Genomic DNA, 15,467 nt, shown 5'->3' with positions numbered 1-15,467 from the left:
GACCCCATCGGCACGAACACGTGGAGAGCCGGATGCGCGGGAACGTGCACGTCCGGTTCGGCGGGCGGGGACGGGAAAACCGACAGCCCGAAAGGCTGCACGGCGTCCCGTCCCCGACCCAACACATCCCCTTCGACCAGGACGCCGCCAACCTGTTCTTCCAACTCATCGCCTCCCGCTACGAACAAGCCTCGGTGATGGTCACCTCGAACCTGCCCTTCGGACGCTGGGGCGAGACCTTCTCCGACGACGTCGTCGCCGCAGCCATGATCGACCGCCTCGTCCACCACGCCGAGGTCCTGACCCTCTCCGGCGACTCCTACCGCACCCGCGCCCGACGCGAGCTGCTCGCCAAAGACCGAGACCAGGACTGACCCACCCACCCACCGAGAAGGGGGTCAAGTTTCAACAGCCCCGCAGGGGGTCAGTTTTCGTGGTCCCTTGACACAGGTCCCCTTCCCGCCGCGACCACGCCGAGTGCGTGGAGCACGGCCAGAGCAGGCACCCCGGCCCGGAAGCCCGATGATCGGGCAGTTGGTCAGACCGAAGGACATACCGGCCGTGGCGAGCCCGATCGCCCGGCTCCGATCAACGACGTCTTCCTGAGCGCCGGGCGGAGAAGAACGGCGCCGGCTAGTCCGCCGCCCCGAGGTGACGGTCCAGCTCGTGGAGGGTCAGCCGCCGCCGACGCAGCGGCTCGGTGGCGTCCAGCGCCACGGCATGCAGACCGCCGAGGAACAGCTCCAGCTGCTGGTCGATCAGCAGCTCGTTGAGCTCGGCGCCGATGACAGGCAGTGGACGGGACAGTTTGATGATCCCGAGCACGATGTCGATCGGGGTGACACCCCGGCGGAGCTGTCCGTCGTGCTGGGCAGCGCGAACGAGGTCCTCCATCCGCTCGAGGAGCTCGTTGCGCTGCGCCTTCAGCGCTCCCCCCTCGGCCCGCAGGTCCTCCTCCAGGGCGGGTGCCAGCACGGGCGTGAACACACCGACCCGACGGTGCACCAGACGGCGAATGAGCTGCGCCAACGCACCCCAGGCGTCGGAGTGCTCCGCGACGGCGCCGTCCATCTCCTCCCCGACGACGGCCATGTTCTCCCAGGCGACCTGCCAGACCAGCGCGCGCCGGTCGGGGAACCGGCGGTAGAGCGTGGCCACGCCGACGCCCGCGCGACGGGCGATCTCCTCCAGCGGAGCCTGGACGCCCTGCTCGAGGAAGACCTCACGAGCCGCGTCGACGATCTGCGCGCGGTGACGGCGGGCGTCCGCCCGCAGCCGGGTCGCTCTCTCGACCACCTGGCACTCCACTCCCGGAAACCTGCATACGGAGGGAAACCCTCCGTTTGTGGTAGCTTACCGCCACCCGTTAACCGGAGGATTTTCTTCCACTTAGTTTGGAGTGTCCGGTGCCTCGAACCGCGATCCCCGACAATCGGAACTTCCCGTCCCCGCGGCAGTGCCCCTTCGCCCCACCGCCGGAGTACGCACGGCTGCGCACCGAACAACCCGTGTCCCGGGTGGCGCTACCGACCGGCGACACCGCGTGGGCGGTGACCCGATACGAGGATGTCCGGACCGTGCTGAGCAGCCCGGCGTTCAGCGCCGACGGCACCCGCCCCGGCTTTCCCGCCCTCGTCCCCGGCGCAGCGCAGATCCTGCGGCGACCGCCGTTCATCCGCATGGACCCGCCCCAGCACACCTTCTACCGGCGCATGCTCATCCCGGAGTTCACGGTCAAGCGGATCAAGACGATGCGACCCGGCATCCAGTCCATCGTGGACGGCCAGCTCGAGCGCCTGCTCGCCCAGACCCCGCCGGTCGACCTGGTCGAGGCGTTCGCGCTCCCCGTGCCGTCGCTGGTCATCTGCCAACTGCTCGGTGTCCCCTACGCCGACCACGAGTTCTTCCAGAGCAGGAGCACGCTCGTCGTGTCCGGAGCGAGCGCGGAGCAGTCCGCGGCCGCGGTGGGCGAGCTGCGCGCCTACATGGACCGGCTGATCACCCGCAAGCAGACCGAGCCCGGCGACGACCTGCTGAGCAAGCTGGTCACCGAGCAGCTCGAACCCACTGGCCAGCTCGGTCGCGACGAGCTGGTGATGATGTGCCTGATGCTGCTCAACGCCGGCCACGAGACCACCGCGAACATGATCTCCCTGGGCACCGTGGCGCTGCTCGAGCACCCCGACCAGCTCGCCGCGCTGCGCGCGGACCCCGACCTGCTCCCCCACGCGGTCGAGGAGCTGCTGCGCCACCTGAGCATCGCCGACCTCATCACCACCCGGATCGCGGCCGAGGACACCGAGCTCAGCGCCACGACCATCCGCGCGGGCGAGGGAGTCATCGCCCTGCTGGCCGCCGCCAACTGGGACCCCAGCATGTTCGCCGAGCCGGATCGGCTCGACATCCACCGCGGAAGCCGCCACCACGTCGGCTTCGGCTACGGCGCTCACCAGTGCCTCGGGCAGCACCTCGCCCGACTGGAACTCGAGATCGCGCTCTCCACCCTGCTCACGCGCATCCCCACCCTGCACCTCGCCGTACCAGCCGATGAGCTGCCCTACAAGCACCACAGCATCGTCTACGGCGTCCACGAGCTGCCCGTCGCCTGGTAGGTGGTCTGCCCGCCCGACCATCCGGCTGTGCCCGGGGCCGGAGGGGCACCGGTGCGCCCGCTCGGCTTATGCGGCAGAGCTGCGAGTCAGGCGAAGATCGCGTGGATCTGGTCGACGGCCTCGGGTCCGTACCCGACCACCCCCACCGGCACTGCACCGTCAATCGTCTCGACGACTCTGCCCGCCCACACCGGGCCGAACCCGCCGCATAGCTCGATGAGCTGCACGCCGTCGGCTACCAGCCGTTGGGCGACCTCGAGGACGTGCTCGGGGCCTGGGATTCCGACGACCACCGTCCGGCAGGAGCCGGTGTCCTCCGTGCTGAACCGTCCCTCGGGCGGACTGCCCGCTGCGGTGTAGATGAACGCCCAATGCGTCAATGCCACCTGTTCCTCCTTTGATCACGCTTCGTCCACCAGGGCGCTCCGCCCAGCCGACGCTGCCAGCTCGCTACGGAGGGCACTCGTCGGTCGGGCAGGACGGGCAATGTCCCTCCAACGAAGATGGTCGGGCGTTGCCGCTCCACGACGATCGGCGGTGGAACGCGATACCGCCCCGTTCCGGCGCGGAGGCGGTGACGGTGGCACGTCCCGTGAGAATCGATCACCCCTCACCGCAGGTGTCCATGATTCTGCATTGAGTGCATCTATACATCAAGAGCAGCAAGAAGTGAGTGGCGTCGCGTCGGTCCTGGGTGTCGAGGTCGGCCGTCGTGCCCTGGCGTCGGCGTCCGAAGGGGAGTACTCCCGAGTCGCGGCGTCGTCGTCGATACGGACCAGGACAGGCTGGCCCGGTGGCGCCGGTCCACCCCGGGGTGGGCGGAGGAGACCTTCAGCGTTGCGAGCTGCGCTGGAGGACCGTTCCGTGTCCGTGCCCTTTGTGGATGTGGCTGGCGACGATCGGTGTCGTCGTCGGCGTTCATCGCGGTCGGAGCCGTGGTCATCGAACGACTCACCCGTTCCGGCGGCGGCCCCACATACCGATCTCGACCGCCCGGCGCATCGCTTCCCGGATCCCCTCCATCGGCTCGCCGCGGGCGAGCGCGGTGATCGCCGCGGCATAGGTGGCCGCCATGACCGCAGCGACGGTGGCTTTCGCGCCGATCTCGTCGAGCTCGTCGGGGAACTGCTCGAGCAACGCTGCGGCGAACCGGCGCTCCGACTCGAGGCGGCGGTGCAGCAGGTTCGCCTGGACCGACGGCACCTCCGGGGCGAACCGATACTGCAGGCGGCCGAGCTGCGTCTCCTCCTCGGGCTGGTCGATCATGGCCCGCATCGCCCGCGTGAACGCCTCGTCGGGACCCTCACCGGGGACCCGTTCGGCGATGACCTTCAGGCCGAGCTCGACCCGGGCATCACCCTCACCGGCGAGCACGTCCTCCTTGGTCGCGAAGTGCAGGAAGAACGTCCGCGTGCTGACGTCCGCCTTCTCGGCAATCTGCGCGACGGTGGTCTCCTCGAAGCCCTGCTCGGTGAACAGCTCCACCGCCGCATCGACCAGCGCGCGGCGCGTGGCGAGCTTCTTCCGCTCCCGCCGACCCATCTCCTCGGTCACGAAGCGAAGTATTGCAGTCGACATCTATATACAGCAGATGTATAATTACACCCAATGCATCAGCAGGAGGAGAGGGGCGTGACGTTGCGGGGCGTGTGGCGTCGGTCCCCGGCGGAGCCCAAGGGCTCGGGCGCGGCGGCGGCCGGAGACCGTTCCGTTGTCGCCCCCCACGTGCTCGACGTCGCGGACCGCTTCTCACGGCGTGTCGCGCGAGCCGGAACGGTCTCTCGCCACGAGAGCTCCTCGCCGCTCACCTGGTCGAGCCCGGCGTAGACCTCTTCACCCGTGCGAACCCCTGGGAAGCCAACCGATCGTGCCGCGAGGGCGCTTCTGAGGGACCGTGACGAGGCGATAGGCACAGAAGCACGTCCCTGGAGGCCGCGAGAGAGGCCACGAAACCGGTCAGAGGGCTGTCCACCGGGACACGAACAGCCTCCCTGGCCCCTGCGGAGCCGCCTTCGGGATTCGAACCCGAGACCTACGCATTACGAGGCACCCGGGCGGATCGCTCGTGGTGTTCCATCCCGACCCTGAGCTGGGGTTCTGGTCTCGGTCTATACCCCTGAACGAGGACGGTTCGCGGGACAACTGCAACGACTGCTGCAACGACGGGAGACCCTCCCGCCGGCGGTTCCGCACGCCCTGACCGCGCCACACCGGCGCCCCGGTCGGCCTTCTCGAGAGGCCGGCCATGTTCCACCTTCTCCACCACCACGACAACCGTCTGCTCACCGCACGCCTGCGCCTCGGGGGCTCTCCCTCGGCGGCGCGGGGTCGCCTCGGACAGGTCGGGCGCGCGAGGGCAAGGGCCACACCCTCCGTCCTCGGCGACGCCTCGAGCACCGCCGTGGCCCTTGCGGGAGTGCGACCGGGCTGTCAGACCCCGGAAGCGCCGGCGAGGGAGAGACACCGCCGCGACCACCTCCCCGCCGCACCCCTGCCCGTCCGCGTCGACCCCTCCCTTGGTGGTGCCCGGGTCCAGGGCGGAGCGCCTGGCTCCCAGAGGGCTTCCGACGGCAACATCACGCGTCTCGGCGGCGTCCGATGACCCGGCCGTCGTCCTGGCGCTCCCTGCCTGATCCGTGGCGCTCGTACACGCCTGCGCCCGCTTCCTCCCTGTCGTCGGTGGCGGCCGTGGGAGGCGAGGCCGGCCCGCCGGCGCGGGTCGAAGACAGGAGCGGCCGGCGGAAGCCGGCCGCGTCCGACCCGGCCGCTGCCCCGGCGCCAGCCGAGGGCCGGTCGCCAGGGCTTGTTCTATGTGCCATATCGGGCCGGGAGGCTCAGGAAGCGGCTCCGGTCGTTCCGGATGACCCGGGGTCGCTGTGGTCGCCTCGGTTCCCCTCCCCCGAGCTCGTCGACGCCGCCGCTGCGCTGCTGCCCGCGGTCACCGAGGAGGCGGGCACGCTCGGGGAGGGTCCGCGGTGGGAGCTGACGGTCGGGCCGGGGATGTTCGCGGTCGCGTGCCACGACTGGTCCCGTCGGGAGCGGACCGGCGAGCGGGCGCACGAGGCGCACGTAAAGGACGTGGACCAGGACGTCGCCGCGCACATCGCGACCGGCGAGTGGCCGGAGAAGCCGCCGCGCTCGTCGATCACCGCCTGGTCGCGGAAGTCGCGGAACCGGATGACGCGCCGGCTGTGCGAGCTGGACTACACGCCGCTCTACCGCGATGGCCGGCTGCCGGCGATGGTGACGCTGACCTATCCCGGCGACTGGCTGACCGTCGTCCCCACCGGGCAGGACCTGAAGCGGCACATGAAGGCGCTGCGGAAGCGCTACTTGCGCGCGTGGGGCGAGGACTGGTCGTGCGTGTGGAAGCTGGAGTTCCAGCGGCGCGGAGCGCCGCACGTGCACATGCTCTGCACTCCCCCGCACGGCCTGTCGAAGACCACTGGCGAGCGCTTCGCGGTCTGGCTCTTGGACGCGTGGGCCGGCGTCGTCGACCATCCCGACCCGGAGCAGCGTCGCCGTCACGAGCTCGCGGGGACGGCGCTGGACTACGCCGAGGGCCTTCGGGCGACCGATCCTCGCCGCGTGGCGGCGTACTTCACCAAGCACGGGCTGATGGCGGCGAAGGAGTACCAGCACGAGGTTCCCGCCGAGTGGCGCGAGCCCGGGAACGGTCCCGGCCGCTTCTGGGGCGTCTGGAACCTCGGGCGCGCTACCCGCACCATCGCTGTCCGCCCCGAGCACGGGGTCCAGGCCGGCCGCATCGCCCGCCGGTGGGCGCGAGCTCAGCGACGCGCGCAGCAGACGTGGAAGCCGCGCACCTGTGCCCGCACCGGGCGCGTTCGGCTCCGAAAGTCCCGATCCCGCGTCCAGCTCATGACCAACGGCAACCGGGGCTGGATCGCTCTCAACGACGGGCCAGCGTTCGCGCTAACCCTGACTCATTACCTCGACAAGTAGGACTGAGTAGTGGCGTCGCATCGAAGCAGTCGACCCGCGTCGGTCCTCCTCCGCCGCACCGAGCCGGCCCCACAACACACTTCGCCTCTCGACAGCGCCCTCGCTCACGGACCTTGCAGGTCTTGGCGTATCTTGTCGGCGTCGCAGAGACCGCGGAACCAATCAGGCAAGACCGTTGAATTGCGAGACCGACTGACAGGTGCTCCCACCGTGGAATACAAGTTTGATGTGGCCCTCTCTTACGCCAGCGAGGATCGACAGTACGTAAGCGCGGTAGCGCAGTCCCTTCGAAGGCACGGCATTCGGGTATTCTACGACGAATTCATGATGAGCGAACTATGGGGGGAGGACCTTGTATCGTACTTAGACCGAGTTTATCGGCAAGAGTCGCGATACGCCGTCGTCTTCTCCTCCAGGTCGTAAGCACAGAAGTCTTGGACCACGCATGAACAGCAGAGCGCTCAAGCTAGAGCACTAGTCGACAAGGGTCCCTACTTGCTCCCCGTCAGACTTGACAATACGGACCTTCCCGGAATACCCCCGACGCGGGCGTATTTGGACGGTTCTACGCGACCAGCCGATGAGATTGTTCGCTTTCTTCTTGAGAAGCTGGCCGTCGATGGCCCTGCCGCCGAAGCACTTAGCGATACCGGCACTGTCCGTTCTATCGGCGTCCCGCGAACGCCAGAACTGCAACGACGCCTTCTTGAGGTTCGGCCGGCTGGATGGGAATGGATTCTGTGGGCTGGATGTATGTGGCAGAAGCGCGAGGAAGTTGAGCCCAAGTGGCGGGATCATGAGCTTGGAGTGATGCAGATCGGCGAGAGACGCCTTGAAAGAGACGAGCTCATCGACTTCTTCCGGCGGTCCATCGACGACCTCCAGAAGATTGTTAGACAGCTGAATATACTACTAGGCAACGACGCTCAGACCTGGGCGCTCGGCGCACCGGGCGAGCCTGGCGATCCGCTACGTATCGATCATTTCGCTCGCCGGATAATGTCGATCTATGAGAACGCGCTCGACTGGTCGGCGACGGTTAGGGCCATTAGCGTACCCGAGGAAGCCCTCGACCTATTGGGCCTAATCTCGCATTTCGTGGACAGTCCAGTTAGAACCTTGAGGAAATTCGTGGATGACTTCGTCGAATTCACGCAGGACCTCACTCGCCGGATAGAAGACGGCGAGAAAATTAGCTACAACTACACTGTGAAGATTGACCTCGACCAACGGACACTCGACGACGCCATGCGAGAGCTCCAGCGGATCGTTGCGGCCGGCTCGCCAACTGCGCCCTCGACGAGCTAGCCGAGAATTCTTCGCTTGTCCAGAAGCCGCTCCAATTTGGCGAAACCCGCGTCCGAACTAGCCACAAAGTCGATGTAAGGGCTACCCGCAATAATCAGCGTGGGTCCGACCTCCTGGAGCCTGAGCAGAAATACTGGAGTGCCAACCTCACGCGAGAATAGGTACTCGCGAATAGTCCAATCCGAGGTCTTCCAGGCCGGCGTGAGGATCGAGAAGGTCGCCGACGCCTCCCTAATGACGTCCTCTAGCTCGAGGTGAATCTGTCCTTGGTAATCGCGCTCCGAGGTTGAGTACTCCCAATATCCGTAGCCTCGACCTCTTAGAAAGTCGATGAGCTCGTCGACAAAGGAGATGTCCTCCTCCGCGTAACTTATGAACGCGTAACCTTTAGATTGTAGATCAGGCTTGGGTAGAGTGAAGCTCGAGGACGCGTAGCTCTTGGCGGCCGCGACCAGAGCTCGAAGTCCTTCGTCATAGCCGGAACGTAGATCGATCCACTGCCGCTTCCTCAAGGTCGATGGAAGCGTGGCCGCGCCAACGTCGTCAATTACTACGGGGATAACGGCTCTGTTGCCAGAGGTGAAAGTCGCCAGTTCGTGTGAGACCCAATTGCTTCTCGATGAGTTCTCACTGGCGATTACAACGATCGCCGATGCGCCTTCTAGCGCCGTCGCAATTGCCTCAGCGAAGTTGCTGCCAGGAGGAATCTCCTCCACGTCGACCCAGGTCCGCACGCCGTCTTCGTTAAGACGTTGCGATATGCTGCGAGCAATCGTTGAATCCGCTCGAGAGTAGCTCAAGAATATGTACGGGTACTCGGCGGACTGACGCACAACACCTCCATCCTCAACTGTAGATTCCCAGCAGAATGGCTGCCACGAGGTACAACAGACCGAAAGCTAACGGCAACCACTGCTCGAGATGCGACAGCGGCCAATACTTGGAGCGATCTTTACCCTCGCCCAATTCCTGCCACTCGGCTTCCCAATATGGCGACGAAGGTAAGCGTTGTTCCATGAGGCCAATAACTTTGTACTTCGCCGAGTTAAGCTGGCGGTATGAACGCAGTATGAAGAACCAGGCAAAGCACTCCACAAAGGCAACCAGCACAAGTACGAGAAGGACTGGCAACGGAGTGTCAATCAACCGAGCACCCAGAGCGCCAACTAGGGCGAAGACAGCGGTATTGAGAGTCAGGAAGAACGTATTAGCCAAGGCGCGTCGCGCACTGACTCGGTCGGCCATCTCAACATAGATCTTGTATTGCTCAAGCAACCGGTCTGCGACGTTTGGGTCCTGGTAGTGCGGATTGTCGTTCCATAGCTTCTGACCAGTCATGAGGCTCCGATTCCGGGCAGGACCTCGATGGGTTGCATTGTTTACCACATTCCTCTTTCGCCGTCGTCCTACCCTACTTGGACCCAAGTCGCCCGGCCCAGATCAGCCTTACACCACATCTACCTAGCAGTCATCACCGCCAAGGTTTTGTCGTCGTGGCGCTTCGACCGAGGTCTGATGATTCCCCGAGGATCTATACTTGACTCCCAGTGTGCCAGCTCCTTCAGCTGGTCGAGCAACTCCGTACTGCTCAAATCGAACAGCTTATCGACCGTCTCTCCGACGTCCTCGATCAGCTGCAGCGCGCCGTCTGTGGCGGCTACAATTGCGCGGGTCGTTGAAGTAGACCAGCTTGCCGTGTCGGCATGCTTCGCTGCTTCCGGTACGGCCTCCGCGATGTAGTAGCCGGAACTGCAATTTCTGCGCGACGCTTCTACGCGCTGAATCTCACGTAGCAGTAGTCGATGCTCATCGTCGTAGCCGTGACCCTTAGCGAGACGCGCACGGTAGAGGTTGCGCAGCTCCGGAGCAATTTGAGCCATCGCCCGTTGAGCGATCAATTGCTGGTTGCCGTCAATGAATTTCGCGATGACAGGGCTATCGCCAAGGACGAGGACATCGATAGCGTCTCGCCCCCAACGTACGACACTCACGGTCGAGGAAGGCGCCTTGCCCGGGATTAGGTCGAGATTGTTCGCCGTGAGGCTGATAGCTTCTGCAAGCGCGTCGCGAAGGTCGCACTCGGGGTGGTCTGTGACCTGGTCGACTAGAGCTTGTCCTAAAGTGTCGACGTACTCACCAGCCTCAGGGCTAACGGCCGCGTCTATGGCGGAAGCGCCGTCGAGGACGACGACCAGGCCGTCCGCGATGAAGCAGCGGTCCTGGCCGGGGCCGTCGCCGGCGGGCAGGACGGCGTGCTCGATACGCGGGGAAGCCATCAGCTCCACCGTAGGGGGCCGGCAATGACCTCGACGCCGGTCGGCTTCTGGTCCTCGAAGGTGCCACGGACGACCATCGAGAACGACGTCTCCCCCATCTCGCGCCACATCTCCTGCAGTCCCGCAGCAAGGTGGGTGGCGGCGGCAATGGAGCCTAGGGCGTGGATGCCGGCGAGGTGCACAGTGACGTGGTCCTCGCCCTGGTGGTGGCCGAGGTAGGCCACGTCCCGCTCGTCGTGGCGGTCGTCGTCGATGGGCGAAACGAACTGCTCTCCCGTGTCGCGTCGCTCGAGCACCCACCGGCCGCCCTCGAGCTGGACAAAACCGAGCACGGGGTCTCGGGCCAGCAGCTTGCCGCCGATGGGCGCGGAGACGGGCCCGCAAATGACCACGGCGTCGCCGGCCGGCGTCCAGTGCTGCTCGGGGTCGATGCGGTAGCGCTCGCTGTGGAAGGCCAGCCGGTGGAGCTCGGCCGTCATGATGTCGGCGGTCTCGTCGTCCTCGGAAGCGATCACGAGGTCCCGGCGTCCGGGGAAGAGCCGGCCCGGGATCGCGACGGTGATGGGCCCGACGCCGTAGAAGGCGCGCTCGGGGACGGGCGCGGTCTGCCTGATCTGCGTGATCCGGCCCTTGGTGAGCCCGAAGGCCTTCGCGACCTCGGTGTAGCTGCCGCCGAGCTGGTCGCGGGCCTCTTCGATCGCCGCCCGGCGCAGGCGCGCCAGCTCGGTCGAGCGCTGTTGGTAGAGCGCGAGCAGCTCGGTCGCACGCCGGCCCCGAATGATCGGGTCGGGTTCACGCCGCAGGGCGTGGAACTCCTCGGCGTCGTCGGGCTCGGACACCGGTCAAGTTTAGGGGCCTGTACCGGCAGGGGTCGAGACTGCTACGTTGTTTAGACCCCTACACACTCAGGTGGTCCTGCTGCGCCGCAGTGTTTAGACCCCTGAACACCAAGGAGACAGTTCGGTGATCCAGAACTTCGCCATCGACCAGGCCGCGACCTTCGAGTCGCTGCTGTTCCTGTCCTGCGAGCCCAAGATCGCCTTCGGGGACGCGTTCCGGCAGGAGACCACCAAGGACGGGCTCCCGAAGTGGGAGGCCCAGCTCGTCGCCCGGTTCCGCCAGTTCGGGCGGGCCACCAACGAGATCATCAAGGTCGGTCTCGTCGCCGAGCGCGCACCCGCTGACGACCTCGCGCCGGCCACGCCCGTCGAACTGGTCGGCTTCGAGATCGGCGTGATGGACAAGAAGGACCGCAACGGCAACGTCACCGGAGCCCAGGTCTGGTACCGCTGCCAGGAGGTCCGCGCTCTGGCCTCCACGACCCCGCGCCAGCGGCGGAACGAGGCCGCGCAGTCCGAGGCGGCGGCGTCATGAGCTGGCAGACGCGCGCGGCCTGCCGGGACACCGACCCGGAGCTGTTCTTCCCGCCCACCGACGACGACACCGCGCCGATCGTCGCCCGCCACCTCTCCGCGGTGCGGCCGGTGTGCGGGCGCTGCCCGGTGCAGACCGAGTGCCTGACCTGGGCGCTCGACACCGGCCAGGACGACGGCATCTGGGCGGCCACCACACCCACCGAGCGCCGCGCCATCCGGCGCCAGCGCCTCGCCGGCGTCCCCGACCCGATCGCGGACCGGGAGCCGGCGTGCGCGGCCTGCTCGCTGCTGTTCCCCGTCCCCGCCGTGGACGGGTCGCTCTGCCCCACCTGCCAGGAGAAGGGAGCGTGACCGTGTCCGGGACCCGCACCCTCGAGCGGGCACCAGGTGGCGGTGCCGGCCCGGGGTTCCTCGGGCGGCTCCGCGAGCGCCAGGCCCGCCGGGACTACGAGGCGTCGATCGTCGCCTACGCCGAGCTCGTCCGCGGCGCGTTCCGCGAGGCGTGCACCGGCCTGAGCATCTGCCACTACGTCCAGGTCGCCGCCGGCGTCACCATCCGCACTCCGCGCGTCGGCGAGGTCCGCGTCGGCCCGCCCACCTCGCTGACCGTGGAACTGCTGCCCGGACAGGAGCCGGGCGATTTCACGGCCAAGGAGAACGGGCCTCGGCTGGCGCACACCCTCGGCGCCCACGGGCTGCGGGTCGAACCGATCGCCGGACGCTGGGTGCGGCTGCACCTGCTCGACGCCGACCCGCTGCGCGACGGCTTCGGCCTCCCGCCGGCCGTCGTCCCCTCTGGTGTTGAGGCCGTGGTCCTGGGCCGGACCGAGGACGGCGTCACGCTCGGCCACGCGGTCACCGACCCGGCGCATGTGGCCGTGCAGGGCATGAACGGCTCGGGGAAGTCGGTGTTCACATACGGGCTGCTCGCCCAGCTCGCCGCCGCGCCCGACGTGCTGATCGCCGGCTCGGACATCACCGGCCTGCTGCTCGGGCGCGCCTGGGACGGCACGATCCACCGCGCCCATCAGGCCACGGGCACCGCGGACATCGCCGCCCACGCGGTGCTGCTCGAGGACCTCGTGGCCGAGATGGACCGCCGGCTCGCGACCATCCCGCCGCGCCGGGACAAGATCGTGCCCTCGGCGGAGTGCCCGACGGTGCTCGTCCCGCTCGAGGAGTTCCCGGGTCTGCTGCGCGCCGCGGACGCACTGCCGAGGCCCAAGCGCGGCGAGGGGGTGCCGGTCGGTGACCGCATCCGCTCCGCCGTGCTGCGGCTGCTGAGCGAGGGCCGCAAGGCCGCGTTCCGGGTCTTGATGCTGGCCCAGCGCTTCGAGGCCACCGCGGTGGGTGGCGGCTACGCCCGCGACCAGTTCGCCCTGAGGCTGAGCTTCAGGGTTCCGGCGGACTCGCTGGAGATGCTCCACGGCGCCGACGCCCGCGCGCTGGGTCAGGAGCACGCCAACGCCGACCCCGGCGTCGCATACCTGTCAGGACTTGGCAGGGACTGCCAGCGCATCCGCGTCCCGTACCTGGGTGAGTACGGCGAGTACGTCGACCGTGTGCAGCGCTTCGGACGGCGGGCCGAGTCGTGAACCTGCTCGCGATCGTCGTCATCGCCGGCCTCGTCACCGCCCTGCTGGTCAAGAGCCGCAAGGCCGCGCCGGCGCTCGTGTCCGGCGTCGTGACCCTCGTCCTGCTCTTCGCCGCCTTCCCGACCCTCGGACCTGCCGTGTCGAGCAGCGCCGGCGAGTTCGCCCACCAGCTCGGCGCCGCCACCGACCGCGCCGCCGACGTCCCCAAGGAGACCCGATGACCACGACCGTCGCCGAGCAGGTCAGCGCCGCGGCCGGCGCCGTCCGCGCGGCCAATCACGTCGCGATGAACGCCGCGCTCACCGCGCCCGACACCTCCGCGGTCGTCGGGGCCCTGACCGACCTGGCGCACCGGCTGCCGCAGCTCCTCGAGCACGTGGCTCGGCCGTTGCGCACCGCCGATCCCGTCGACTACCGCGACGACCGCGGCAGCGACCCGATCCATGCGCTGCGCCAGGCCCGCGCCGGGCTGAACGACGCCCGTGACGTCCTGGAGGCGTTCGCCCGCCACCTCGACCGCGCCCGCAATCACCTCGACCACCTCAGCCCGTCCGACCCGGAGGACAGCACCGTGAACACCACCAAGTACCTGTGGCGCGTCGAAGAGGTCGCCGAGCTGCTGGGCATCTGCCGCTCGCGGGTCTTCGGGCTGATGAACGCCGGCGAGCTGGCGTCGGTGAAGATCGGCAGCAGCCGCCGCGTCCCTGACCAGGCCGTGCGGGATTACGTGGCCCGGCTCTCCGAGGGCGCGGCGTGATGGGCACCCGCAAGCCCAACCAGCGCTCCTCGATCTTCGAGGGCGCGGACGGCTACTGGCACGGCTACGTGACCGTCGGGCACAAGCCGGACGGCCGGCTCGACCGCCGGCACCTGCAGGCCACCACCGAGGCCGGCGTGACGACGAAGGTCCGCAAGCTCGAGCGCGACCGGGAGCGCGGCGAGACCAAGAAGGCCGGTCGCGCGCCGACCGTGGCGGCGTGGATGACGACGTACCTCGACACGATCGCGCCGCAGCGAGTCACGCCGAAGACGCTGGACGCGTACTGGTCGCAGGCCACGAACTGGATCATCCCGAACCTCGGGCGGCACCGGCTCGACCGTCTCGCGCCCGAGCACCTGGACCGGCTCTACGCGGTGATGCTCGATGCCGGCCGGGCGCCGTCGATGGTGCTCAAGACCCACCGCATCCTGTCCCGCGCGCTCAAGATCGCGCACCGGCGCGGGCACGTGAACCGCAACGTCGCGCTGCTCGTCGATCCGCCGTCGTCGCCCGAGGTCGAGCAGCAGCAGCTCACCCTCGCCGAGGCGCGCCAGGTCCTCGCGGCCACGGCCGAGCTGCGCAACGGGACCCGCTGGTCGGTGGCGCTCTCGGCGGGTCTGCGTCAGGGCGAGGCGCTCGGGCTGCGCTGGGAGTACGTCGACCTCGACACCGGGGACGTGAAGGTCTGGTGGCAGCTCCAGCGCAACCGCTGGCGTCACGGCTGCGACGACCCGCACGTGTGCGGGGAGCGCCTGCACCGACCCACCTGTCCGAAGGGCTGCCGGCGCCACGCCACGGCCTGCCCGCAGCGCTACGGCGGCGGACTCGTGTTCCGCCGACCCAAGGGCAAGAGCCGGCGCACGGTCACCCTGCCGACCCGCCTCGTGGACGCCCTGCGCGAGCACAAGGCCGCCCAGGACCTCGAGCGGGAGCGGGCCGGCGAGAGCTGGCAGGACCGGGACCTCGTATTCGCCACCGACCTCGGCCGGCCCGTCGACCCGCGCCGCGACTGGGAGGAGTGGAAGACGATCCTGCGGACGGCCGGCGTGCGCGAGGTCCGCGTCCACGACATGCGCCATACCGCCGGGACGCTGCTGGTCGCCCAGGGCGTGCACATCCGCGCGGTGCAGGAAATCCTCGGCCACTCCGACGTGCGCACCACGCAGGGCTACACGCACATCGGTTCCGAGGTCGCCCGGGACGCGGCCCGACGGATGGGGTCGGCGCTGTGGGGCGACGATGCCTGAGCGCCCGATCGAGGAGCCGCCGCTGCGGCTCACGCCGCCCTACGACCGCGAGGACCGCTCGCTGTTCCGGCAGCGCTGGGAGAACGCCGAGACCCACCGCAACCGCGAGCGCAAGCGCAAGGCCGCCGTGCTCACCGAGGCCCTGGCCGACGTCGAGCTGAGCGACTTCGAACGCCGCTGCCTGATGTGGGTCGCGGCCTGGGAGACCTACATGGTCGCCACGCTCGCGTCGCTGATGCGTCGGTCGTACGCCGCCGGCGTCGAGGCCGCCCGTGAACGGAACTGCAACGACAACTGCAACGACGCCGACCGGGAGCAGGCTTCCTGAGA

At 68.1% G+C, this 15,467-nt stretch carries 19 protein-coding genes; 12 read left to right on the top strand and 7 right to left on the bottom strand.

What is annotated here, in order from left to right:
• Positions 1–374, top strand: a 374-nt coding sequence (locus AC2A1K_RS09990; protein WP_483896153.1) for an ATP-binding protein, incomplete at its 5' end; no start/stop codon positions are given.
• A gap of 259 nt (positions 375–633) precedes the next feature.
• On the opposite strand, the gene AC2A1K_RS09985 is transcribed toward AC2A1K_RS09990, so the two are convergent.
• The gene (locus AC2A1K_RS09985) at positions 634–1,296 is read right to left on the bottom strand and encodes a TetR/AcrR family transcriptional regulator (RefSeq protein ID WP_483896152.1); all 663 of its coding nucleotides are present in this window, start codon (positions 1,294–1,296) and stop codon (positions 634–636) included.
• A 110-nt stretch (positions 1,297–1,406) separates the two neighbouring features.
• Here AC2A1K_RS09985 and AC2A1K_RS09980 point away from each other — a divergent pair, with 110 nt between their 5' ends.
• Positions 1,407–2,612, top strand: coding sequence for a cytochrome P450 (locus tag AC2A1K_RS09980; protein WP_483896151.1), 1,206 nt, complete (start codon positions 1,407–1,409; stop codon positions 2,610–2,612).
• 86 nt (positions 2,613–2,698) lie between these two features.
• Here the strand turns inward: AC2A1K_RS09980 and AC2A1K_RS09975 are convergent, their stop codons facing one another.
• A complete protein-coding gene (locus AC2A1K_RS09975; protein WP_483896150.1) occupies positions 2,699–2,998 on the bottom strand; it encodes a DUF6506 family protein in 300 nt (99 codons plus the stop codon).
• Positions 2,999–3,563: 565 nt separating this feature from the next.
• On the bottom strand, positions 3,564–4,166 hold the full coding sequence (locus AC2A1K_RS09970) for a TetR/AcrR family transcriptional regulator (protein WP_483896149.1): 603 nt from the start codon (positions 4,164–4,166) through the stop codon (positions 3,564–3,566).
• Positions 4,167–5,690: 1,524 nt separating this feature from the next.
• Between AC2A1K_RS09970 and AC2A1K_RS09965 the strand changes: the two genes are divergently transcribed.
• The 3 genes from AC2A1K_RS09965 (at position 5,691) to AC2A1K_RS09955 (ending at position 7,883) form a co-directional block, all read left to right on the top strand.
• A complete protein-coding gene (locus AC2A1K_RS09965; protein WP_483896148.1) occupies positions 5,691–6,575 on the top strand; it encodes a rolling circle replication-associated protein in 885 nt (294 codons plus the stop codon).
• A gap of 9 nt (positions 6,576–6,584) precedes the next feature.
• Complete coding sequence (locus AC2A1K_RS09960) at positions 6,585–6,998, top strand: TIR domain-containing protein (protein ID WP_483896147.1); 414 nt, start codon at positions 6,585–6,587, stop codon at positions 6,996–6,998.
• A gap of 330 nt (positions 6,999–7,328) precedes the next feature.
• Positions 7,329–7,883 (top strand): hypothetical protein, encoded by a 555-nt coding sequence (locus tag AC2A1K_RS09955; RefSeq protein WP_483896146.1) that lies wholly within the window; start codon positions 7,329–7,331, stop codon positions 7,881–7,883.
• Here AC2A1K_RS09955 and AC2A1K_RS09950 read toward each other — a convergent pair.
• The 4 genes from AC2A1K_RS09950 to AC2A1K_RS09935 all read right to left on the bottom strand — a co-directional run bounded on the left by AC2A1K_RS09950 (position 7,880) and on the right by AC2A1K_RS09935 (position 10,998).
• Positions 7,880–8,716 (bottom strand): toll/interleukin-1 receptor domain-containing protein, encoded by an 837-nt coding sequence (locus AC2A1K_RS09950; protein WP_483896145.1) that lies wholly within the window; start codon positions 8,714–8,716, stop codon positions 7,880–7,882. The two genes, AC2A1K_RS09955 and AC2A1K_RS09950, sit on opposite strands and share 4 nt — an antisense overlap.
• Positions 8,717–8,729: 13 nt before the next feature.
• A complete protein-coding gene (locus AC2A1K_RS09945) occupies positions 8,730–9,221 on the bottom strand; it encodes a RipA family octameric membrane protein (RefSeq protein WP_483896144.1) in 492 nt (163 codons plus the stop codon).
• Positions 9,222–9,340: 119 nt separating this feature from the next.
• Positions 9,341–10,159 (bottom strand): protein phosphatase 2C domain-containing protein, encoded by an 819-nt coding sequence (locus tag AC2A1K_RS09940; RefSeq protein WP_483896143.1) that lies wholly within the window; start codon positions 10,157–10,159, stop codon positions 9,341–9,343.
• Positions 10,159–10,998 (bottom strand): hypothetical protein, encoded by an 840-nt coding sequence (locus tag AC2A1K_RS09935; RefSeq protein WP_483896142.1) that lies wholly within the window; start codon positions 10,996–10,998, stop codon positions 10,159–10,161. Before AC2A1K_RS09935 ends, AC2A1K_RS09940 begins: the two co-directional genes overlap by 1 nt.
• A 124-nt stretch (positions 10,999–11,122) precedes the next feature.
• On the opposite strand from AC2A1K_RS09935, the gene AC2A1K_RS09930 reads away from it, so the two are divergent.
• From AC2A1K_RS09930 to AC2A1K_RS09900, 7 genes are read left to right on the top strand one after another with little or no spacing between them, the layout of a single operon-like run.
• Positions 11,123–11,533 (top strand): hypothetical protein, encoded by a 411-nt coding sequence (locus AC2A1K_RS09930; protein WP_483896141.1) that lies wholly within the window; start codon positions 11,123–11,125, stop codon positions 11,531–11,533.
• Complete coding sequence (locus AC2A1K_RS09925) at positions 11,530–11,886, top strand: WhiB family transcriptional regulator (RefSeq protein ID WP_483896140.1); 357 nt, start codon at positions 11,530–11,532, stop codon at positions 11,884–11,886. The genes AC2A1K_RS09930 and AC2A1K_RS09925 overlap by 4 nt, the downstream gene beginning before the upstream one ends.
• Positions 11,883–13,130, top strand: a complete 1,248-nt coding sequence (locus tag AC2A1K_RS09920; RefSeq protein WP_483896139.1) for a hypothetical protein — start codon at positions 11,883–11,885, stop codon at positions 13,128–13,130. Before AC2A1K_RS09925 ends, AC2A1K_RS09920 begins: the two co-directional genes overlap by 4 nt.
• Positions 13,127–13,351: a hypothetical protein gene (locus tag AC2A1K_RS09915; RefSeq protein WP_483896138.1), complete on the top strand. Its 225-nt coding sequence runs from the start codon at positions 13,127–13,129 to the stop codon at positions 13,349–13,351. The genes AC2A1K_RS09920 and AC2A1K_RS09915 overlap by 4 nt, the downstream gene beginning before the upstream one ends.
• A complete protein-coding gene (locus AC2A1K_RS09910) occupies positions 13,348–13,887 on the top strand; it encodes a helix-turn-helix domain-containing protein (protein WP_483896137.1) in 540 nt (179 codons plus the stop codon). Before AC2A1K_RS09915 ends, AC2A1K_RS09910 begins: the two co-directional genes overlap by 4 nt.
• On the top strand, positions 13,887–15,137 hold the full coding sequence (locus tag AC2A1K_RS09905) for a tyrosine-type recombinase/integrase (protein ID WP_483896136.1): 1,251 nt from the start codon (positions 13,887–13,889) through the stop codon (positions 15,135–15,137). The genes AC2A1K_RS09910 and AC2A1K_RS09905 overlap by 1 nt, the downstream gene beginning before the upstream one ends.
• The gene (locus AC2A1K_RS09900) at positions 15,130–15,465 is read left to right on the top strand and encodes a hypothetical protein (RefSeq protein WP_483896135.1); all 336 of its coding nucleotides are present in this window, start codon (positions 15,130–15,132) and stop codon (positions 15,463–15,465) included. The genes AC2A1K_RS09905 and AC2A1K_RS09900 overlap by 8 nt, the downstream gene beginning before the upstream one ends.
• The last annotated feature ends 2 nt before the right edge of the window (positions 15,466–15,467 follow it).

The sequence above is a fragment of the Actinomycetospora sp. 2LY8.5 genome (assembly GCF_057180585.1).
This window is presented reverse-complemented; position numbering and strand designations above follow the sequence as displayed.